30 protein-coding genes are annotated in these 19,217 nt (G+C 63.9%); 20 read left to right on the top strand and 10 right to left on the bottom strand.

What is annotated here, in order from left to right:
* Positions 1 to 28 precede the first annotated feature (28 nt).
* Entirely contained in the window at positions 29 to 1,228 is a 1,200-nt protein-coding gene (locus HK401_RS16055) for a DNA recombination protein RmuC (RefSeq protein WP_181275650.1), read from the bottom strand.
* A 72-nt stretch (positions 1,229 to 1,300) separates the two neighbouring features.
* Between HK401_RS16055 and ychF the strand changes: the two genes are divergently transcribed.
* The 3 genes from ychF (at position 1,301) to HK401_RS16070 (ending at position 3,062) form a co-directional block, all read left to right on the top strand.
* Complete coding sequence (gene ychF / locus HK401_RS16060) at positions 1,301 to 2,386, top strand: redox-regulated ATPase YchF (RefSeq protein WP_181275651.1); 1,086 nt, start codon at positions 1,301 to 1,303, stop codon at positions 2,384 to 2,386.
* A 137-nt stretch (positions 2,387 to 2,523) separates the two neighbouring features.
* Positions 2,524 to 2,775, top strand: coding sequence for a HigA family addiction module antitoxin (locus HK401_RS16065; RefSeq protein ID WP_181275652.1), 252 nt, complete (start codon positions 2,524 to 2,526; stop codon positions 2,773 to 2,775).
* A complete protein-coding gene (locus HK401_RS16070) occupies positions 2,772 to 3,062 on the top strand; it encodes a putative quinol monooxygenase (protein ID WP_181275709.1) in 291 nt (96 codons plus the stop codon). Before HK401_RS16065 ends, HK401_RS16070 begins: the two co-directional genes overlap by 4 nt.
* A 275-nt stretch (positions 3,063 to 3,337) precedes the next feature.
* Here HK401_RS16070 and HK401_RS16075 read toward each other — a convergent pair whose 3' ends face one another.
* Entirely contained in the window at positions 3,338 to 4,123 is a 786-nt protein-coding gene (locus HK401_RS16075) for an alpha/beta fold hydrolase (RefSeq protein ID WP_309136026.1), read from the bottom strand.
* Positions 4,124 to 4,168: 45 nt separating this feature from the next.
* Here HK401_RS16075 and HK401_RS16080 point away from each other — a divergent pair, with 45 nt between their 5' ends.
* The 8 genes from HK401_RS16080 to HK401_RS20845 all read left to right on the top strand — a co-directional run bounded on the left by HK401_RS16080 (position 4,169) and on the right by HK401_RS20845 (position 8,993).
* Entirely contained in the window at positions 4,169 to 5,482 is a 1,314-nt protein-coding gene (locus tag HK401_RS16080) for a condensation domain-containing protein (protein WP_181275654.1), read from the top strand.
* A 335-nt stretch (positions 5,483 to 5,817) separates the two neighbouring features.
* Positions 5,818 to 6,078 carry a type II toxin-antitoxin system Phd/YefM family antitoxin gene (locus HK401_RS16085; protein ID WP_181275655.1) on the top strand — a complete coding sequence of 87 codons (261 nt, stop codon included), beginning with the start codon at positions 5,818 to 5,820 and terminating at the stop codon, positions 6,076 to 6,078.
* Positions 6,079 to 6,333: a Txe/YoeB family addiction module toxin gene (locus HK401_RS16090; RefSeq protein WP_181275656.1), complete on the top strand. Its 255-nt coding sequence runs from the start codon at positions 6,079 to 6,081 to the stop codon at positions 6,331 to 6,333.
* A gap of 179 nt (positions 6,334 to 6,512) precedes the next feature.
* Positions 6,513 to 6,800 (top strand): HigA family addiction module antitoxin, encoded by a 288-nt coding sequence (locus HK401_RS16095; protein WP_181275705.1) that lies wholly within the window; start codon positions 6,513 to 6,515, stop codon positions 6,798 to 6,800.
* Between the two features lie 79 nt (positions 6,801 to 6,879).
* Positions 6,880 to 7,122 carry a hypothetical protein gene (locus HK401_RS16100; RefSeq protein WP_181275657.1) on the top strand — a complete coding sequence of 81 codons (243 nt, stop codon included), beginning with the start codon at positions 6,880 to 6,882 and terminating at the stop codon, positions 7,120 to 7,122.
* A 218-nt stretch (positions 7,123 to 7,340) separates the two neighbouring features.
* Complete coding sequence (locus tag HK401_RS16105; protein ID WP_181275658.1) at positions 7,341 to 8,570, top strand: alpha/beta hydrolase; 1,230 nt, start codon at positions 7,341 to 7,343, stop codon at positions 8,568 to 8,570.
* Positions 8,571 to 8,713: 143 nt separating this feature from the next.
* On the top strand, positions 8,714 to 8,887 hold the full coding sequence (locus HK401_RS20840) for a YtoQ family protein (protein WP_258234270.1): 174 nt from the start codon (positions 8,714 to 8,716) through the stop codon (positions 8,885 to 8,887).
* Positions 8,841 to 8,993 carry a YtoQ family protein gene (locus tag HK401_RS20845; protein ID WP_258234271.1) on the top strand — a complete coding sequence of 51 codons (153 nt, stop codon included), beginning with the start codon at positions 8,841 to 8,843 and terminating at the stop codon, positions 8,991 to 8,993. Before HK401_RS20840 ends, HK401_RS20845 begins: the two co-directional genes overlap by 47 nt.
* A gap of 33 nt (positions 8,994 to 9,026) precedes the next feature.
* Here HK401_RS20845 and HK401_RS16115 read toward each other — a convergent pair whose 3' ends face one another.
* Positions 9,027 to 9,500 carry a DUF8821 family protein gene (locus HK401_RS16115; RefSeq protein WP_181275659.1) on the bottom strand — a complete coding sequence of 158 codons (474 nt, stop codon included), beginning with the start codon at positions 9,498 to 9,500 and terminating at the stop codon, positions 9,027 to 9,029.
* Between the two features lie 82 nt (positions 9,501 to 9,582).
* On the opposite strand from HK401_RS16115, the gene HK401_RS16120 reads away from it, so the two are divergent.
* The 4 genes from HK401_RS16120 to HK401_RS16130 all read left to right on the top strand — a co-directional run bounded on the left by HK401_RS16120 (position 9,583) and on the right by HK401_RS16130 (position 11,193).
* Complete coding sequence (locus HK401_RS16120) at positions 9,583 to 9,978, top strand: hypothetical protein (RefSeq protein WP_219921993.1); 396 nt, start codon at positions 9,583 to 9,585, stop codon at positions 9,976 to 9,978.
* Positions 9,979 to 10,048: 70 nt separating this feature from the next.
* Positions 10,049 to 10,186, top strand: a complete 138-nt coding sequence (locus HK401_RS20480) for a hypothetical protein (protein WP_219921994.1) — start codon at positions 10,049 to 10,051, stop codon at positions 10,184 to 10,186.
* On the top strand, positions 10,187 to 10,333 hold the full coding sequence (locus HK401_RS20485) for a hypothetical protein (protein WP_219921995.1): 147 nt from the start codon (positions 10,187 to 10,189) through the stop codon (positions 10,331 to 10,333).
* Positions 10,334 to 10,335: 2 nt separating this feature from the next.
* A complete protein-coding gene (locus tag HK401_RS16130; RefSeq protein ID WP_219921996.1) occupies positions 10,336 to 11,193 on the top strand; it encodes a GNAT family N-acetyltransferase in 858 nt (285 codons plus the stop codon).
* 21 nt (positions 11,194 to 11,214) lie between these two features.
* Here HK401_RS16130 and HK401_RS16135 read toward each other — a convergent pair whose 3' ends face one another.
* From HK401_RS16135 to HK401_RS16155, 5 genes are all read right to left on the bottom strand, one after another.
* Positions 11,215 to 11,709, bottom strand: a complete 495-nt coding sequence (locus HK401_RS16135) for a DinB family protein (RefSeq protein ID WP_181275660.1) — start codon at positions 11,707 to 11,709, stop codon at positions 11,215 to 11,217.
* An 82-nt stretch (positions 11,710 to 11,791) separates the two neighbouring features.
* Positions 11,792 to 12,235 (bottom strand): alternative ribosome rescue aminoacyl-tRNA hydrolase ArfB, encoded by a 444-nt coding sequence (gene arfB / locus HK401_RS16140; RefSeq protein ID WP_181275661.1) that lies wholly within the window; start codon positions 12,233 to 12,235, stop codon positions 11,792 to 11,794.
* 1 nt (position 12,236) lies between these two features.
* On the bottom strand, positions 12,237 to 12,842 hold the full coding sequence (locus HK401_RS16145) for a 1-acyl-sn-glycerol-3-phosphate acyltransferase (RefSeq protein WP_181275662.1): 606 nt from the start codon (positions 12,840 to 12,842) through the stop codon (positions 12,237 to 12,239).
* A gap of 33 nt (positions 12,843 to 12,875) precedes the next feature.
* Positions 12,876 to 13,457: a hypothetical protein gene (locus HK401_RS16150; protein WP_181275663.1), complete on the bottom strand. Its 582-nt coding sequence runs from the start codon at positions 13,455 to 13,457 to the stop codon at positions 12,876 to 12,878.
* A gap of 131 nt (positions 13,458 to 13,588) precedes the next feature.
* Positions 13,589 to 14,449: an NAD(P)H-binding protein gene (locus tag HK401_RS16155; protein WP_181275664.1), complete on the bottom strand. Its 861-nt coding sequence runs from the start codon at positions 14,447 to 14,449 to the stop codon at positions 13,589 to 13,591.
* Positions 14,450 to 14,581: 132 nt separating this feature from the next.
* Between HK401_RS16155 and HK401_RS16160 the strand changes: the two genes are divergently transcribed.
* A complete protein-coding gene (locus HK401_RS16160; RefSeq protein WP_181275665.1) occupies positions 14,582 to 15,268 on the top strand; it encodes an SDR family oxidoreductase in 687 nt (228 codons plus the stop codon).
* Positions 15,269 to 15,450: 182 nt separating this feature from the next.
* Here HK401_RS16160 and HK401_RS16165 read toward each other — a convergent pair whose 3' ends face one another.
* Entirely contained in the window at positions 15,451 to 16,089 is a 639-nt protein-coding gene (locus tag HK401_RS16165; protein WP_181275666.1) for a dihydrofolate reductase family protein, read from the bottom strand.
* A 120-nt stretch (positions 16,090 to 16,209) separates the two neighbouring features.
* On the opposite strand from HK401_RS16165, the gene HK401_RS16170 reads away from it, so the two are divergent.
* The 3 genes from HK401_RS16170 (at position 16,210) to HK401_RS16180 (ending at position 17,745) form a co-directional block, all read left to right on the top strand.
* A complete protein-coding gene (locus tag HK401_RS16170; protein ID WP_181275667.1) occupies positions 16,210 to 16,701 on the top strand; it encodes a winged helix-turn-helix transcriptional regulator in 492 nt (163 codons plus the stop codon).
* Positions 16,702 to 16,949: 248 nt separating this feature from the next.
* Positions 16,950 to 17,282, top strand: coding sequence for a VOC family protein (locus HK401_RS16175; protein ID WP_181275668.1), 333 nt, complete (start codon positions 16,950 to 16,952; stop codon positions 17,280 to 17,282).
* Between the two features lie 25 nt (positions 17,283 to 17,307).
* On the top strand, positions 17,308 to 17,745 hold the full coding sequence (locus HK401_RS16180) for an SRPBCC domain-containing protein (RefSeq protein ID WP_181275669.1): 438 nt from the start codon (positions 17,308 to 17,310) through the stop codon (positions 17,743 to 17,745).
* On the opposite strand, the gene HK401_RS16185 is transcribed toward HK401_RS16180, so the two are convergent.
* Positions 17,735 to 18,640, bottom strand: a complete 906-nt coding sequence (locus tag HK401_RS16185; protein ID WP_181275670.1) for a carbohydrate kinase family protein — start codon at positions 18,638 to 18,640, stop codon at positions 17,735 to 17,737. The genes HK401_RS16180 and HK401_RS16185 overlap by 11 nt on opposite strands.
* 118 nt (positions 18,641 to 18,758) lie before the next feature.
* On the opposite strand from HK401_RS16185, the gene HK401_RS21210 reads away from it, so the two are divergent.
* The gene (locus HK401_RS21210) at positions 18,759 to 19,217 is read left to right on the top strand and encodes a DUF2695 domain-containing protein (protein ID WP_210605197.1); all 459 of its coding nucleotides are present in this window, start codon (positions 18,759 to 18,761) and stop codon (positions 19,215 to 19,217) included.

Raw genomic sequence — 19,217 nt, forward strand, 5'->3', positions numbered from 1 at the left:
GGCCTCCCCGCCGCCGGGATGCTGATCCTCAGCTCGTTCCCGTGTGCCGATTCCGCAGGTCGGTGGGTCGGCGTTCATCGAATCGATTGGTCTGCGGGCGAGTGAGTTCCTCGGCGCTGACTCCGCGGGCGCGGGTATCGAGTTCGGCGACGGAGTCGAGCTCGTCGGCGACGATTCCCGTCGACGGGAACTTTCGGGCGGTGACGAGGAAGCGTGACTCCAGCGACGAGACGAACCGGTTGTAGTCGTCGACGGAGCGATCGAGGCTGGCACCCATTCGCGACACGTGCGTGACCAGCGTGCCGATGCGTTCGTAGAGCTCCGTCCCGAGGCGGAGCACTTCACTCGCCGAGGTGGACATGTCGGCCTGCCGCCAGTTCAGCGCCACCGTCTTGAGCAGGACCAGCAGGGTGGCAGGGGAAGCGAGGACGACGTTCTTGCCCAAGGCATGATCAATCATCTTCGGGTACGTCGCCGCCGCCGAGGACAGCAGTCCGTCGGTCGGCACGAAGCAGACGACGAAATCAGGGGAGGAGTCGAAGGACTTCCAGTACTCCTTCGATGCCAGCGCATCGACGTGGCGCAGCAGCGCTCGAGCATGATCCTGTGCATCCGAGCCGTTCGTTGCCTCCGAGTCCGAATCCGAGCTGCCCATCCGCGCCGACAGCGGAGTCTTCGCATCGATGACGATGGTTCCGCCGCCGGGCAGGTGCACGACCATGTCGGGGCGATGCCGTTTCCCGTCACGGTCGCTGCTGACCTGGGTATCGAAATCGACGTGGGGGAGGAGTCCCGCATATTCGACGATGCGTCGCAGCTGCACTTCGCCCCAGTCGCCTCGGTGAGTGGTCGAATTCAGGGCATTGGCCAGGGATCCAGTGGATTCCTGGAGGCGCAGGTTCTGCTGGCTGAGATGACCGATCTGTGAGTTGAGGCGGGTGATCTGTTCGATCTGAGTCCGGTCCTGGGCGTGGAGGTTCTCCTGCAGATTCTTCACACTCGCGGCCAGGGGGCCGATGGCAGCGGTGATCTCACCAGCCATCTGGGCATCGGCTTCGAGGTCCTCCGTCCGTTCCGACAGAATGCGGGACGTGGTTTCGGCGCGCGTCAGTCTCTCGAGGTAGCGGGAACGGGTCAGTGAGCGCCCGAGGAGGAATCCGAGGGCGGCGGCGAGGACGATCGCCACGACGAGGGCGATGATGACACCGGAGGCGGGGAAAGCATTCATGGTTCCAGGGTGACAGAGGGCACTGACACGAGAATTCTGCGACCACCTCGGCGACGGCTAGACTTGTCTACTGTGGCTCTGACTATTGGAATCGTGGGACTGCCCAACGTCGGCAAGTCGACCATGTTTAACGCACTGACCAAGAACCAAGTTCTCGCGGCGAACTACCCGTTCGCGACGATCGAACCCAACGTCGGCGTCGTGCCTCTGCCCGACGCCAGGTTGGGTCGGCTGGCGGAGATCTTCTCCTCGGAGCGCATCCTCAATGCCACGGTCGACTTCGTCGATATTGCCGGCATCGTGCGCGGCGCCTCCGAGGGTGAGGGCCTGGGTAACCAGTTCCTCGCCAACATCCGTGAGGCCGACGCGATCTGTCAGGTGATCCGCGGATTCGTCGACGACGACGTCGTCCACGTCGACGGCAAGATCAGCCCCGCCGATGACATCGACACGATCAACACCGAACTCATCCTCGCCGACCTGCAGACCTTGGAGAAGGCACGGCCGCGGATCGAGAAGGAAGTCAAGGGCAAGCGTGCCCCGGCCGAGCAGCTGAACGCGATCGACGCCGCCACCGAGGTGCTCGAGGGTGGAAAGACCCTGTATCAGGCGATGCAGGCCGACAAGTTCGACGTCAGCAACCTCCGTGAACTGCAGCTGATGACCGTCAAGCCGTTCCTCTATGTCTTCAACGTCGACGACGATGTTCTGGCTGATGAGGCGAAGAAGAACGAGATGCGCGCCCTGGTGGCGCCCGTCGAGGCGATCTTCCTCGACGCGAAGTTCGAGTCGGAGCTCGCCGAGCTCGACGCGGAGGAAGCCCTGGAGATGCTGGAATCCACCGGCCAGGACGAGGCAGGTCTGGACAAGCTGGCTCGCGTCGGTTTCGACACCTTGGGTCTGCAGACCTACCTGACTGCCGGTCCCAAGGAGTCCCGTGCGTGGACGATTCCGAAGGGAGCCACCGCCCCCGAGGCGGCCGGAGTCATCCACACCGACTTCCAGAAGGGTTTCATCAAGGCGGAGGTCGTGTCCTTCGAGGATCTTGATGCCAACGGATCGATGGCTGCCGCAAAGTCCGCCGGCAAGGTCCGGATGGAAGGCAAGGACTACGTCATGGTCGACGGGGATGTCGTGGAGTTCCGCTTCAACGTGTAGGCCTCGCGGACGGCGGCGGACTCAATCGAGTTGGACGAACGGATCTGCTTCACCTGGACATAAGGAGGGGCTGACAATGTCCAACTCGTCGACTACGACTGAGAAGCGGGATCCCACCCGCACGGTTGAGGCCCCTGATGGAGGAGTTCATTGACGGAGTTGGGACCACCCCCAAAGAGCTCGCGGTGTCGATCGTAGTGCCGCGACGGATCAACGACATCGTGCACGGCAAGCGAGCGATCACTGCTGAAACAGCATTGCGACTGGGATGCTGCTTCGGGCTCGACCCGCAGTTCCGGCTCAACCTGCAGAAGCACTACCAGCTGGAGCTCGCCGAGGACCGGGTGGCAGAGCAAATCCCCGCGATTACGCAGCTGGAGGTCGCGTGAGCGCGATCGAGCTGAAGGGTCGCCTGATCTGCGAAAATGAAGAAGAGGCGGCGACCATCAGCTGTCACCTCCCGCGACATCTGGAACTCACCCGAGCCGAGGTCGGGTGTCTTCACTTTGAGGTCGTGCAAACGGAGGATCCGCTCGTCTGGTCCGTTGCAGAGAGGTTCGCGGATCAATCGGCGTTCGACGCGCACCAGGCGCGAGCACGGGCGAGCGACTGGGGGAACGCCACTGCTGGAATCAGGCGGGACTATGTCATCAGCGGGGGAGACCGGGTCCGATGAGTGCATAGGGCCAGGACGCCCGGCATGTCAGCGATCCAGTCCGGAAGGTCACGGCTGGGGGCACACTGCCAGCAACGCGGTGTATGCTCCCGTGGCCACTCCGCGCTCCTCGACCACGGTATTCATTGCCACTCTGCTCGTCATTCCTCTGCGAGAGTGGGCAACGCACTGAGAACTGACTGCTACACAGTCGGGTCGTCCCCTCGGTTCGCTCAATCCGAAGACGGCCTGTGGCGAGTCTGCCTGAGCGTCTCAGATGCTGTATTTCCGCAACGTCAGTGTGGCCGACGTGCGACATCAGCCGCCAGCACGGAGGGCCAGCGGCGCACATCGTCAGGAGTAGAAGCGACCTGCAGAGTCGCGTTCGGCATCAGCGAAACCAGAGCCTCGGCGGTGGAGATCGGATGTGCGGGATCGTCGATCCACGCAAGCACGGACGTCGGCTGTGTGAGCTCAGTGAGGCACTCCGGATCCGGAAGATCACTGAGGGCGGCCCCACGATAGACTGAGGACAACAGGTGCTCGTCGATGTGAGGCATGGTGTCCGGATTTCCCACAGCCGCAGGTGGGTGGGCAATCACCTGATCGCCGATGAGCAAAGACTCGACACCGTACTCATCGATCAAGGCCGCCGCACGCGAATACTCCTCGGCCTTGGCCGCACGGGTCTCCCAAGCCGTGGAAGGAAGCAGAAGAGTGAACCCGCTGAAGCGTTCTGGTTCACGAACCGCGGCGTGCAGCAATGTCCCTGTGCCCATCGACGGTCCGACACCGTGCACCTTCTCGTCGGGAAACCAGTGGTCGAGCAGCCGCAGGAGATCCTCGGCGAGATTCTGCCACCGGTAGTCCTCGGGAACGGGCCGACCGGTTGAGTGACCATGACCACGGGCGTCATAGCGGAGCAGGCGTGTGCCGGAGAGTCTGCGGCCGAGATCAAGATCGAGGAGTCGGTCGCGGGATCGGCTTGAAGTGAGGCCGTGGAGCTGGACGACAGGGCGGCCGGATTCGTCGCTGAATGCCCAGGCGATCTTCGAACCCGGGACTTCGAATCTATGATGCACGCGCGCAGCCCCTTCAGGTGATGTGACTGCGCTTACACTAGCACCATGCGCCTCACGCATGTCTCCCATCTCAATCTCCCGTTCGGCCCGCTGTTCAGCTATGAATTCACAGCTTCGGCCCAGGGGGCAGTGCTTCCCGTGTCCTTCGACCAGAGCCGACATGTGGCGGCCGGAGATCGCTCAGGCTCATGGATGGCTATTGCGTTCCGACTATCCACGTCAATCGGCAGGGACCTATTGGCTGCGGCGTGGAAGACGGTTATCGCGACTCACGGAACTCTGCGGACGGCGTTCGTCGACGACGGCAGCGGCGCCCCCTCGCTGCGCGAGTTCGAATTCACCGCAGGCCAGTGGATTCAGCACGAGATCGTCGCGGGACAGACTATGTCTGCGGCGCTTCAGTCTGTCCTCGACGAACACTGTCGACCGTTTTCGAGACCCGCGCACCGTCTGTGCATGATCGAAACCGCGGATGGGCCCACTCTGATCGTGGCCGCCGACCATGCCCATGTCGACATGTGGTCGATGCTTGTCATCACCCGTGACCTCCTTGCAAATCTGGAAGACCTCCGTCAAGGGCGAACTCCCGAGCCGAAAGCCGTGCCGACCTTCGCCGAGCACACTCAGGCGCTTGCAGCTCGTCCACCCGCTCCTTCAGAGATCCATCGCCGGTGGAAGCAGCTCATCGACTCGAGCGGAGGAGGAATGCCTCGGTTTCCACTCCCGCTCGGTGCCTCGACACTTCAGCCTGAACGAGTCGAAGTCCGTGACGTGCTCGACAGCATCGGGCTGGTGGCCTACTCCGAACGCGCAAAGAGGTCGGGGGTATCCGCGCTCGCTCTGACGATCTCGGCTATGACGGACACGACGCGGGAGCTGGCCGGAGCGGTGTTGCGGACTGTCTTCCCGGTGCACAGCCGGTATGACCCGTGCTGGCACGATTCTGTCGGCTGGTTCATCACGAACTCAGTTCTCGAATCCGGCGATCCTGATCCGTCGGCCTGCGCTGCTGCAGTCAAGGAATCGCTCCGTCTCGGCTCGTATCCGCTCGCTGAGATCATGCGGCCCTGGGGAGGGATGCCCGAACTGCCGGGGATGCTCGCGGTCTCTTGGCTCGACATGCGTCGGCTGCCTGTGACGATAGACGCGCTGAGCCTCGCCGCGCAGTACGTCAGTGCTGGGATTCAGACAGACAGTGTCATGCTGTGGTTCATCACCGACAGTGTGGGCATCCATCTTCGATGTCGTTACCCTGACACTATGGAGGCTCGCCGAAATGTCGGTGCTTGGTTGGATGACCTTGTCACGCGCATGCGGGGTCTGGGAGGTGTGAACAACCCGCAACCCAACGGTGCCTAGCCGCGTGACCTCGTCGCGCGGAACTCCATAATGACACGGCAACTGACGGCGGCGGAAGAATGTGATTGATTGGGCTCGGACTCCGGCTTCCTCGTCGACAAGCGGTCTCGGCCGGCGGGTGGATCGCCGTCGGGCCGTGATTCGTAGGCAGCGCGGAGGCATCTTCCGTGTTTCGACAGGCTATTCGGCTACGGAACGTGGTGGAGTTCCGGTTTAACGTCTGAGTCCAGTCCCGGTCAGGTTTTCGCCTCGACCTGATCGACGTGCGCTGGATGACTACTACCAAACAGTGGTACCATTATGTTGTACCACTCGCCCGAGGGAAGGTCTTCATCATGTCCATCAGTGCAAGCGAGGCGCGCAAGACTCTGTTCCCGCTCATCGAGCGTGTGAACGAGGATCGTGACGCCGTCGAGATTGTCTCCCGTAAGGGCAATGCCGTTCTCATGCCGGCTGCGGAGTACGCCGCGTGGCAGGAGACCGCATACCTGTTCCGCTCGCCGGCCAACGCCCGCCGTCTGCTCGATGCCTACGACCGCGCCCACGCCGGAAATGTCGAGGCCCACGACCTGGATCGAGCAGACGAGGAAGTCTGAGTGCTTCTGGTCTGGGATGAGTCGGCGTGGGAGGACTACAAGCACTGGCAGACCGCCGACAGGAAGATCCTGAAGAGGATCAACACCCTCATCGACGCCTGCCTTCGCGAACCGTTCTCCGGTATCGGCAAGCCCGAGCAGCTGAAGTACGGAGCGCAGGGTGCGTGGTCGCGGCGTATTACCGACGAGCACCGGTTGGTCTACCTCGTGGACGACGACGACCTCGTGATCCTGCAGGCCCGCTACCACTACTGAGCCAGATAGCCCTGCGTGCGGGCACGCGGTGGAGTTCCGGTTCAACGTCTAGCGTTGATGACGCTATCCGTCACAAGCTGATCTTGTGTTCAGATCATTCGGCAGCAAGGACACCGAACGCATCTGACACGAGCAGTACGTCAAGAGCGTCCAACTCGTCGACTTCCACTGATTCCGATCTGATCGAGCCCATCCACCCGGGAGAGATCCTGATGGAGGATTTCATCGAGGGGGTTGGGATTACGCAGAACAAGCTGGCCGTGTCGATCGGGGTGCCTCCGCGGCGCATCAACGAGATCGTGCATGGGAAGCGCGGCATCACTGCGGATACGGCGATCCGTTTGGCGCGCTACTTCGGCACGTCCGAGGAGTTCTGGATGAACCTGCAGTCGAACTATGAACTGCGGCTCGAGCGGCGCGCATTGCGCGAGAAGGTTGCAGCGATCACGCCGCTGCGAGTCGCGTGAACTCACCCGATCGGCGGGCATTGTTCGGTCAGAACCGCCATCCGATGAGGTCCGACTGGGCCCTGCGGGTGCGCAGTCGATGAAGGCGGATCTCGCGGTCGTCGTTGACGTTCTGAGTTTTTCGACGTCTGTGTGCGTCGGGGTCGAGCGTGGGATGAGGTTCTTTCCGTATCGGTGGAAGGGGCCCGGAGCAGAAGCCTTCGCTCGTGATCACGACGCTGTCCTGGCAGTCGGTCGGTTCGAGTCGACTCCGCCGGATTCGCCGACTGCCCTCTCGCTGTCGCCTGCGGTGTTGCTCGCCGAGTCGACCGCCGTGAAATGATCCGCTCGTCGCTTCTGGTTCCTCGTTCGCCAACGGTGCGCTTTCAGATACTCTGCTCACTGCAATTGTCGGGGCATCATCTTGGTCGCACCCGAAACATCAAGGTCACGGGAAGCGGCCTGCGTTAGAGTGGCCCCCGGCGTCAGCATGTGATCGCAACAATGAGGTCTGGTGCAGATGGAAAACCAACCTGAAAGATCGAGAGTCGAGGACCGACGATGACAGACAGCACGAGATCGTCACGGCACTCGATGCCAAGGGGCGTCGCCAGGACGGGTCTGACCGTGGTCCTCGTCCTCGCAATTGTGCTGGGTGCCCTTTCTGCGATCTTCGGGCTCGCTTCGCTCATTCCCGGGATAGGCCCGCTCAGCTCGTTCGCTGCTCGGTTTGCCCCGACCGTGGCACCGCTCGTGGCTCTGGCGGGGCTGATCGTGCTTGTCGTCGGAATCGTTGCTGTGCGCAGGGGCCGTCGACCCACCGGAACGGTCGCAACAGTGCTCGGCGGGGTCGGCGCGGTTGCGAATACCGCGGTCATCGTCGTCCTCATCGGCGCTGTCGTCTCCGCCGGCGGCTCGGTGAACCTGTTAACAGCGACGTTCGGGCTGTCCGCCATCGACGCAGAGAAACCCGACCGACAGGAGGTCTACGACACGACCGGTTCAGGCGATGACCTTTCCGTGTCGATCTACGAGCCGGCGGGAGTGAACGGCTCGGCGCCGACGATCATGTACGTGCACGGGGGCGGCTGGATCGCTGGCGAGGCGAACGGTTCGAGTTCGGAACTCCGCGAACTCGCTGATCGCGGCTACCTGGTGGTGTCGGTCGAATATGAACTCGCAACCCCTGACAACGCGACCTGGCAGAAGGCGCCCTCGCAGGTTGCCTGTGCAGCGAGCTGGATTCACACTCACGCGAGTGAGCTCGGTGCCGACATGGGCCGTCTGGCATTCTGGGGCGAGAGCTCCGGCAGCAATATGGCCGCCAATACCGCAGGCGCCGCTGCGCATGGCGACGCCGAGTCGTCGTGTGGTGGGAAAGTTCCGGCTCCGGCAGCAGTCATTGCAGACTATCCCGCTTTCGACGTGACGGGGCTCTATGAGAACGCTCCCGTCGGCCCGGGGGCGGGTGTCGGCACGCGCGTGTTTGCGACCAGCTACACGGGTGGCACTCCGAAGAAATATCCGGAACGCTATGAGGCAGTGAATTCCACCACTCACCTCAACTCATCCGCGCCGCCGATGCTCATGATGACCGCAATGCGCGATGACGTCATCGCCCCGGCCGACCAACTTGCCTGGGCTGATGCAGCCCGAAGCCGTGGAGCCGACGTCCAGACCGTGCGGATTCCACTCGCCAATCATGCCTACACGCAGAAGTCGAAGAACTCGCTCGGCAGCCAGGGACACCTGAGCATCGCAGAAGCTTACCTGTCCGAACGCTTCCGCTGACCCGCCGAGGCCGGGAGCCGCGCCGAAATTCGCTTCACGGTGTGCGGGAAGTTGAAGAACAACACTGACAAACACCGATTGGCTATGGTGGAGCCCGAGGGACATTCCGGTTCCAACCGCATTCGAGTCAGGAGTCTTCGATCATGAGATTCAATGTCTATCTGTCCGGTGAGATCCACACCGATTGGCGCGATGAGATCCAGCTCGGTGCCGAGGCCGCCGGACTGGAGATCGAGTTCAGCGCCCCGGTGACCGACCACCCGGCCAGCGATGCCGCCGGCGGCCGCTCTCGGTACGCCGTATGTCACTCTGCATGATGCCGACATCGTCCATCCGCTCAAGGAAGTCGACGCCGAAGCCAAGGCCTGGTGTACGACAACCGACCAGGTCGTCGAAACCCTGCGCTACGTTCTCAAAGCCTGACCCCTGCGCTGGAGCGGCCTGTCCGTTTGAGACCTACGGCAACGGGTGCTCACCCTTGATGACGAAGTACGAGCCCCGAATCTCACCGGCGAGTTTCGACTTCTGCCTGGCGAACTTGAACGCCGAAAGCTCCGGCGGCACCTCCATTCCGGCGGAGAGTTTGAAGCCGACCGCACGCTTCCCGGAATCCTCCCGTGTCCACAGCACGTTGACAGCGAGCCCGGACTCGTAGAAGACATGGACCCAGAAGATGCCGTCCACATCGTTGATGCTGACTTCGAGAGCCGGAGACGTCGGGACGATCTCGCGCTCGGACTGAAGTATCTCCTCCACCCAGGCGAGAGCCTCCGGAGCCTCCGCGGCAGGGGCGACCGAAAACGTGTGCTTGTACTTGTTGGAGAAATAGCGTGCTTCGTTGGCACGCAGACCGGCGAGCGCCTCGGCGACGGGGGAGTACTCGAGTCCTCCGATGGAGACATCGGTGAATGAAACTGGTTCGATGGGCATAGGCTAAGGATATGCCCGATCGCGCGTGCGGCTACGATGGCATCAATCGCCCCGCTCTCCGGGAACGTCGAAGGAGGAATGCATGCACAGCGGTTCCGATGTCCGACCCTTCACCCCGTCACGACACTGGCTCGACGACTGGCCGTACGACGAGCAGACCGTGGTTCAGGTCAGAGCCTCGGTCACCGGTGCTGCGGTCGATCGTGCGGTGAACTCCTTCCACGCATCCCTCACAGCAGTGCCTGACGCTGATGTCGCTGACGGTACGAGCGTGCACTACTGGGGCGGCTACACGGCGGAGACATCGAAGTCGGCCGACGGAGACGGGTGGCAGATCATGCTGAAATCGGCGGGCGAAGACGGAATCAGCTCCGTCATGGGGGCGACCGAAGACCTCGTCGAGGCGTTGCGCGCGGAACTGAGAGACGTGCGAGTCACGTGGGACGAGATGGCCGCAGGCAGGTCAGAGGGGATCTGAGTCGATGTCGTCGGAGTCCGCGATGAAAGGCACAACGCATCGTCCATCCGCGCCGAACCGGCCTCGGGCCGTGCCCTTGTCCACCCATCGCCTCGGCCTCGAACCGCTGAGAATCGAGCATGCCGCGGAGATGGTCGAGACCCTGTCGGCGCCCGACCGTCAGCGACAGGGATTGGCCACCGAGGCGGCCCGTGCCATGGTTGAATAGTTGGACGATCAGGCGGTGGCCGGTCTCCGGGCGGCAATCCACCCGGGCCATGTCGCGTCGAACCGAGTCGCCGAACGACTGGGGCTGCACCCGAGCGACGACGTCGACGACGGTGAGATCATCTGGCGCACTGAAGACAGGACCTGAGAATGACCATTCGAGAGCCGTCCGTGACCGACCTGCCCGAGGTCATCGATAACGTCGCGACCTGGCAGGCGGAGGGCCAGCCGGTGCAGGTCCATCCGGGCGACCTCGGCTGGTACCAGCGCTTCGGCGCCGCCGCGCTCGCCTCTGCCCTGCGAGTGTGGGTACTGGACGATGAGATCGTCGCCGTCGGATTCCTCGACGAATCCGAGCTCATCCGCATGGCCGTCTCGCCTGCGCAAGCCTATGATGCGCCCCTCGCCGAGGCGATCGTGATCGACCTCTCCGGTGCCCTGTCCGATCTCCTTCCCCCAGGGAAGGGGATCGTCGAGGCCCGATTCGGTCCTGCCCTGAGGAACACCCTTGCCGAGGCGGGATGGACAACCGACGAACCATGGACTCAGCTGCGTCGCGAGCTGTCAGATCCGATTCCTCCGGTACCGCTGCGGATCGACGTCGTGACCCCCGATCGGGTCGAAGACCGCATCGACGTAGAAGCCGCGGCCTTCCCCGGATCTTCACTGACCCTTGAGCGGTGGGCTGCGATGGCAGACGGGTACGCCTATCGGCAGGCTCGATGTCTTGTCGGCTACACCGAAACAGGAGATGCGGCAGGGGCGACGACCGTTTGGTCGGCCGGTCGAGGTCGCCCGGGCCTCATCGAACCTCTCGGCGTCGACGCCGCCTACCGCGGACGCGGCTTCGGCGTCGCGATGGCACAGGCAACGGCCTCGACGTTGCGGGCGATGGGCGCCTCCAGCGTCACGGTCGCCACACCCTCATCGAACACCGCCGCCGTGGCGACCTATCGTGCGGCCGGGATGGACAGCCTCGGCGAGGTCACGGACTTCCGCCGTCCCTGACCGTGCCGACAGACAGGACGGTCAGGCCTCGGCGCCGGCGATGAACGCCGCCTGAGCGACATGCTGGATGGCATCGTCGACGATCGAGACCATCCGCGCCCCGCGTGTGACCACGGGTGTCCAGTTCTCATCGATGACTTCGCCGAGGTCAGCCTCGGACAATGTGGCAGCATAGTCGGTGAACGCGTTCAGTGTCGCTTCGAGGTAGTCGAGGAGCACCTGCTGATCGTCGACCCTGATCTGCGCGGCTTCCTCGGGAGTGTGCCCGAGGCCGATGCCGTCACCAGCCTTGCCGAGATCGAATCGCTCCCGGAAGTCCTCCCACTGCTGTGGGCGGCCGGTGAGGTCGGTCAGTTGGACGTCGATCTCCCGGCCGCTGTGCCACAGCAGCCATGCCACCGAATTCGGATGACCGCCGAGGTGGTCGTTGAGCTGATCGGCGGACAGTCGGGGGAGGGCGTTGGCTGCCTGCAGGGGGCGCTGTGCCAGGTCGGTGAGGACTTCGATGCTGTTCATGTCGCCCATTCTGCTCCTCGATACCTGTCCTGTCACGGAAACCGGGCCTGCCGTGGGCAAGTCAGTTTGGGACGTGGGCAAGTCAGTCCGGGCGCGGTCTGCGCCGGTTGCGTTTGATCTCGGATCTGCGCTGTTCGGTCCGGACTCGGCGGCGACGGGAGTTCCGCGAGGGCTTCGTCGCTCGCCTGGGCGTCGGCGGTGCCAGGGCCTCCCGCAGCAGCCCTGCCAATCGGGTTCTGGCGTCCTGTCGGTTCTTCAGCTGGGATCGCTGCGACTCGGAGGTCACCGTGAGTACGGTGCCCGTCAGCCTCGGCGCCAGAACACTGAGCGCCCGTTCGCGCTGGGTTTCGGTGAGGAAGGACGCGCTCGCCAGATCCAGGCTCAGCTGCACTCGGGAGTCGGCAGTGTTGACGTGCTGCCCGCCTGGGCCGGAGGAGCGGGAGAACTGTTCGCTCAGTTCGCCAGCGGGGATGACCAGACCGGTCGGGATCCCCGGCCCCGCGGGGACGCGCACATCACCGTTCATCTCAGTTCGGCTCCGAGCCGCCTTCGCGACCGTCACCTGCGACGTCCTCTTCGCGCAGCCTCGGCGTGATCTGCAGGTGCGGTCGAATACCGCGCTTGTCGGCATAGAATTCGCGGATCCGGTCCATGTCCTCAGCGATGTCTCCGGTCATCTCAATGGTCGGTCCCAGTCCCGTCGTCCGGGTCGCGGTGTCGAGGTATCCCATGGTGACCGGCATCCCGGTCTGCACGGCGATGCGGTGGAAACCGGACTTCCAGTGCGTGTGCCCGCCGCGGGTGCCGTCAGGGGTGATGACGAGGCCGAAGACCTCGCCCGCGCGGACACGGTCGACCACCTCGGCGACGATTCTGCTGGGGTCGGACCGATCGACCGGGATTCCGCCGAGACTGCGCATGATCGGGCCTCGCCAGCCTGTGAACAGTGAATCCTTGCCCAGCCAGTGCACCTCGACACGAAGACTCCACGCGATGGCGAGCATGATGACGAAGTCCCAATTGGACGTATGCGGAGCCCCGATGAGCACGGTCGGACGGTTCGGGGCGGGCTCGGTGACGAGTCTCCACCGGCTGACGGTCCAGAAGGCGCGGGCGATGAGGCGTCGGATCATGACCTCAACGGTAGAGCACCGCGGTGTGTGGACCTACCGGTGTCCATAGGGGCGGGCTGAGAAGCGTGCATGTGCGGCCGCCAGAATCGGGTGGAGGCGGCGGTGGCTGAGGACGAATCCGGAGCGGACCATCCAGCGCGGGTTGAGACCGCGACCGCGCAGCCTCCGGGTCGCCTCCTCGGTGAGGATGTAGGCCAGAACCTTCGGCCCACGGGAGACGGCGCGTTCGTAGACGACGGCCTCCATGTCGTGCCACGGCAGAAGGGTTCCAGGCACAACTCTCCCGTGCCTGGCGAGGGCGACACCCGCGGGGGAGAGGACGAGTGCCTCACGGCGACGCAGCCGCAGCGCCACGCCGATCGGAGCTACGAGGAGGCAGCCGACGATGCCGACGACGAAGGCCCACATGCGCAGGTTGGCAATGACGAGCCACCAGCTGCGGCCCTCGCTGATCGTGGCGGCGACGATCCAGACGAAGGCGATGAGCAGCCCGACCCCGATGACGAGCGCAAAGATCAGGGTGAAGACGATGTGCCGGATCGACGAAGGGATGAACACGGACTGTCCGCGCTCCAACCGGCGCAGCACAGTGGCGGGCGAGAGGTCCTCGGGCATAACCGTCAGCCTACCCGGCGAAGCACTCGGCTGAGGACCCGATGAGGCTCGCAGCGGAAGCGCAGTGAGCGGACACCGAAACGTAGAAGCGAGGACTCATCGAACCCCTGTTCGGGAACAGGCAGAAGGCCTCAGCCGGTGCGCTCGGCGAAGAAGTCCGCCAACCTCCGGGTGCCTGTCGCAGGGGCGATTGCGTCGTGGACCATGCCCCACACGGCGAACTCCCCGAGATCGGCCGTCCGTGGGCTGAAGAGGCCGACCGCGCGCAGTGCAGGGGCGGCGATCCGTTCGGGCACGTGAAGGATGCGCGGATGCCGACCTGCTGCCTCGAACGCAGTCAGCGCGACGTCCCGCCATGTGAGGGACTGCGGTCCGCCGACATCCCAGCTTCCCGCGTCGCTTCCCTCCATACGGTCGACGCAGAAGCGAGCGAGATCGGCTCCGTGGATAGGGTTGATCCGGCCATGCGGTCGCAATAGGGGAACGAGACCCCTTCGTGCCAGAGCGAGCACGTCGAGCATGTCCGAGAAATAGCCTGTCGGATTGATGATCCGTTCCGACATCGGCGAGGCCGTGAGCGTCTGCGCGAACGTCGTCTTCGCTCGAGTCAGGCGGGCAGGACACCGGTCCCCATGAAGCACACCGACATACGTGAACGAGCGGACCGCGAACCGCAGTGACGAATCGAGGACGGCGAGGTTCGCACGGTTGTCGATCTCCCAGGGGTCGGCCTTCTGCCGAGTCACCCCGAGAGCCGAAATCACTTCGTCGACTCCATCTGCGATGTCGCGGGTGAAACTCGCATCGGTGACGTCGCCGACTGCCCATTCGTCCACTGAGCCGGACAGGGGAGGAGCCGAGCAGGCTCCGGGGGCCTCTGCGCGCGATCGATGACGGACGATCGCACGCACCCGATGTCCTCGCCGGGACAGTTCGGCAACGACATGGCGTCCGAGATACCCGGTGGCTCCGGCGACGAGTACTCTGCTCATGACCCGAGTGTAATGCGGGGTCGACTCCGTCAGACGAGCACTGCGATCCGGCTGTCAGCAGACGCGACGGAATAATCGTGGCCGACAGATCGCTATGTTGACCACCAAACATCACCAACAGCAGAGGAAGATATGTCTGATTCAGCTCGTGTTGTCATTCTCGGCGGCCATGGGAAGATCGCCCTCCTGGCCGCGCCCAAGCTCAACGCCGCCGGCTTCACTGTGGACTCCGTGATCCGCAATCCCGATCAGTCGGCCGATGTCGAAGCCGCTGTGGCCAACCCGGTCGTCCTCGACATCGAAACCGCGGACACGCAGGCGCTCGCCGACCTGTTCTCCGGGGCCGAAGCGGTCGTCTTCTCTGCCGGAGCCGGCGGAGGCAACCCGGAACGAACGAAGGCCGTCGACCTCGACGCGGCCAAGCGCTCCGTCGACGCCGCCGAACAGGCCGGGGTCAATCGCTTCGTCCTGGTCTCCTACGCCAGTGCTTCCGTCGACTCCGACCGCGTCGACCCGGAGAGTTCCTTCTACCCCTACGTGCAGGCCAAGCACGGTGCCGATGAGCATCTGCGCGCAAGCTCGCTCGATTACACGATCCTCGGCCCCGGCGGCCTTACCCTCGAACCCTCGAACGGCAAGGTCCTCATCGCCGATGCCGCGGGTGACCTCGACGGACAGAAGCCGGCCGATGATGTGCGCGTGACCTCACGCGAACTCGTCGCCGACGTCATCACCCACGTGGTCTCCGAATCGGCAGCGGTGCGCGAGACGGTGAACTTCTACGACGGTCAGACCCCCATCGCCGAGGCGATCAGCTGACCTGGATCGTCACGCGGGCACGAATGCCCGCAGGCTTGAAGGCTCACGAACCCGATGGCCCGTCGCTCCGGAAGGAACGACGGGCCATCGGTCTGTCGCACCGGCACTGGCTGCCGGTGACGACCGGCCGGCAGTGACGACCGGCCGCCAACGATGATCGGCCTGCCGGGACCTCGGCACGCTCAGCCTCGGCGATTCCACAATTGGTGGGTCAGACCGCTCGCGGTGGTCACGGACTCGATCGCGAAATCCTTCTCCACCCCATCGAGGCCCTCCCAGAGCGAGACGCCCCGGCCCAGGGCGACCGGCACGACGACGAGGTGCAGGAAGTCGACGAGGCCGTCCGCGAGGAACTGTCTGACCGTCGAGGGTCCGCCGCCGATGCGGACGTTGAGTCCGTCGGCAGCTGCAGTCGCCTCGGCGAGAGCCTCGGCGGGGGAGGCGTCGATGAAATGGAAGCTCGTGCCGTTGTCGAACTCCATCGGCTCCCGCGCATGGTGGGTGAGTACGAAACACGGGGTCTTGAAGGGCGGTTCCTCACCCCACCAACCGCGCCACCCGTCATCGGGCCATGGCCCCGACTGCGGTCCGAATTTCTTTCGCCCCATGATCTCGGCACCGTTGCCCTGACCCCACATGGCGAACAATGCGCGATCTGCGGTCACCGGCGCGTCGACATGATTCACGCCCTCGATCCCGCGGCCGTCGAAGTAGGAGAACAGCGCCTGCGCTTCACCGATCGGCTGGTCGAAGGTGACGAACTCGCCGGCAGCGAAGCCGTCGAGGGAGACGAAGAGGTTGTTGACACACGCTTTGGCCATGAGCACTCCAATGTGATGGTTCGGCTGATGTCTGCTGTCGGATGGATAGCGTCGGTTCCCGAGAAGTGCACCAAGTGTAAGATTAAGTAGTTTCAGAATGCAATCACTGGAGGTGGATCGATGCCTGCGCAGCCGCGCTCGGGATGTGCGATCAATGCCGCCGTCGAAGTCCTCGGCGACAACTGGTCGCTCATCGTCCTGCGCGACATCATCTTCGGCAACCGCCGGCACTTCCGCGAGCTGCTCACCTGCAATAATGAGGGCATCGCCTCGAACATGCTCGCCAGTCGTCTGAAGAAGCTCATCGACGAAGGCCTGCTGACAAGGGCGGATGCCGCACGCGGGCAGCGAGCCGAGTACTCCCTCACCGAGGCTGGAATCCAGACTCTGCCGGTCATGGTCGCTCTCGGGACCTGGGGGATGACCCACCGGGAGACCTCTCGGGAGTTGACGATCCGCTCCCGCCTCATGGCAGAAGATCCGCAGCTCGTTGACGGCCTCATGGATGAACTCCGGGAGACCCATCTCGGCGTGCCTCGCCCGAACCCTGATGCTCCGCGTTCCTCAGAGCGACTGCAGGCCGCCTACGAGGCGGAGATCGCCGGTAGTTGAGCCGGGTATCGACCCGCGTTGCGGCCGGTGTCGATGACCGAATGCGCCACTGGCCGCGATGACGTTGGCTTTCGGCATCGGCGGAGCCTCGCAGATCGTCCTGTCGAAGGAAAGATTTCGTGCGCTGGCCCCGTTCGGCGGCTGAGTTGAGCATCGCTCTTGTCCCTGGGGCCGATGTGTGCTTCCATGGAATAAGTGATTGCAAAATGCAAGCACTCGTTCTCAAGACTGATCCCGAAGGAGCGATCATGTTCACAGGACTCATGGCCAACATCGTTGTCACCAACGAAGAGGAAGCTGCCGAGTGGTGTTCCCGACTCTTCGAAAGGCAGCCGGATGGCAAGCCGATGGCGGGGCTGGCCCAATGGTGCTTCGACGAGAAGTTCGGCGTCCAGATCTGGCAAGACCCGCAGCGAGCCGGAGGCTCCAATGTGGTCATCGACGTGGACGACCTCGACACAATGGCCGAGCATCTGCGAGCGGTCGGAAACGACCACGACGAGCCGAGCCCCGGTGGTGGACAGCGTATCCTCCCGGTCAGCGACCCGGATGGAAATCAGGTGGTGTTCTTCGGTGAGTGACGCGTCTTCCGATCAGGATGGGCCGGTGACCGCCACGATCAGCCTCGGTGCCGACATCGAGCACTCGACTTCCGTGGTGTGGAAGGCCTTCGCCGATGTCGACCAGCGAGTGCGGTGGGGTGTTCCCGACGGCGAGGCGATGATCTGCGATGTCGACGAGTTTCGGCCCGGCGGCTCGATTCGTGCGCGCTGCGGAACACCGGGAGCACTGGAATTCGACTCCGCGGGAATGTATTGCGCAGTCGAGCCCGAACGCTGGCTTGTGACCACCGAGACGCTGACCCGCAACGGACAGATCCTGTCGACCGCGATCATCACCTGGACCTTCACGGCCACCGCGAGCGGCACCCGGGTCGACCTCGTCGACCAGGTCGTCTCCTTCGTCGGGCAGGGAATGATCGACGGCCACCGCAACGGCCATGACATCTGCCTGCGCCAGCTTCGAGACCACCTCAGCGCGTGAGGTCCTCCGCCCAGGGCAGGTCGGCGCCCTCGCGTCCGACCGTGACCGCGGCAAGCCTGACCGCACGTTCGGCCAGGCACATGAGGTCGGATTCTCCGAGGGTGCTCACCTCGGTCGCGTTCGCGTGCAGTTCGTGGATGAGCGAGACCATGAACGTATCTCCGGCTCCGATCGTGTCCCGCACATCGACCCGCACCGCCTCCACCTCCGCCCGCGCCGAGGCGGTCGCCACGATCGCCCCATCCCCACCGCGGGTCATCGCGACCATTCCCGCGCCGAGGTCGAGGATGCGTTCGATCTGAGCGGTGACGTCGAGATCCGGGTAGAGCCAATCGGCATCGGCGTCGCTGAGCTTGACGACGTCGACCCGTGCGGCCAACTCCTCGAACCGGTGCAGCGCCTCGGCGTGAGTGCCGATGATCGAGGGCCGAATGTTCGGATCGAAGGTGACGAGAGGGGAGCGGGGCGCCGCTCCGGTCGCCGAGGCGGCCCGCTCGAGCAGCCGATCCACAGCGGCCGCGCCGGGCTGGAGGAACGCGGCGATCGACCCGAAATGCAGCACCGACCGCTCATCGTCTGTCACCAGCGAGTCGTCGGGGTCCCACCGCAGGCGGAAGTCGTAGTCGGCGGAGCCGTCTGCGGCCAGTCGCGCGAGCGCCGTCGACGTGGAGCCGGTCGGGCGGGAGAGAACCTCGACCCGTGATTCCCGCAGATGGGCGAGGAGGAACCCGCCGTGGAAATCATCGCCGACATCAGTGAGGAACTCGACCTCATCGCCGAGGCGGCCCAATCCGAGCGCGACATTCGCCGGGGCGCCGCCCGGGGAGTACCGATCACGGTTGCCGGCGGTGCTGACGATGTCGATGAGTGACTCACCGATGACGAGGATGCCCATGCCTGCGATTCTACGACGAGTACTGACTTGCCGAGTGACCTGCATCAATAGGACGACAATCGAGAATCCAGGATGTAAGGAGCGGTTTCATGTCAGTGCCTCCTGGCAATGTGTGGTCATGGACAAGAACACGATTGACACAGACGTCAGAACGATCATCGATTCAGCATCCGCAGCCATCCTCGCCCCGCGGCCAGGCGAATGCCTGGTCTGCTATGTCAACCGCCAGCTCAGTGAATTCGGCTGCAACGGTACTCACCGTTTCGCCGAAAGCTTCCGCGATAGAACAGCACCGCGTGCTACGGCGATGCTCGAACGACTCAGCAGAATGGGTGCATGCTGCTGCGACTGCGAGATGTTCCTCAACGCTTTCGTACTCGTCGACCGGCCGTGGATCACCAGTATGCCGTTCGGTGAACTCATCGGCACGCGTCTCGGCAGTGAGGACCTCGATGAACTGCGAGAACGATTCGGGATCAGTGAACCTCCCTCGACGACTCTGTACCTGTGCTGCCGACTGGTGAGGCGGGGATCGACCCAAGCTTGCGGAAACTGGACCCGACTCCGACGGTGGTGA

Source organism: Brevibacterium oceani, from assembly GCF_013623835.1.
Taxonomy (GTDB): domain Bacteria; phylum Actinomycetota; class Actinomycetes; order Actinomycetales; family Brevibacteriaceae; genus Brevibacterium; species Brevibacterium oceani.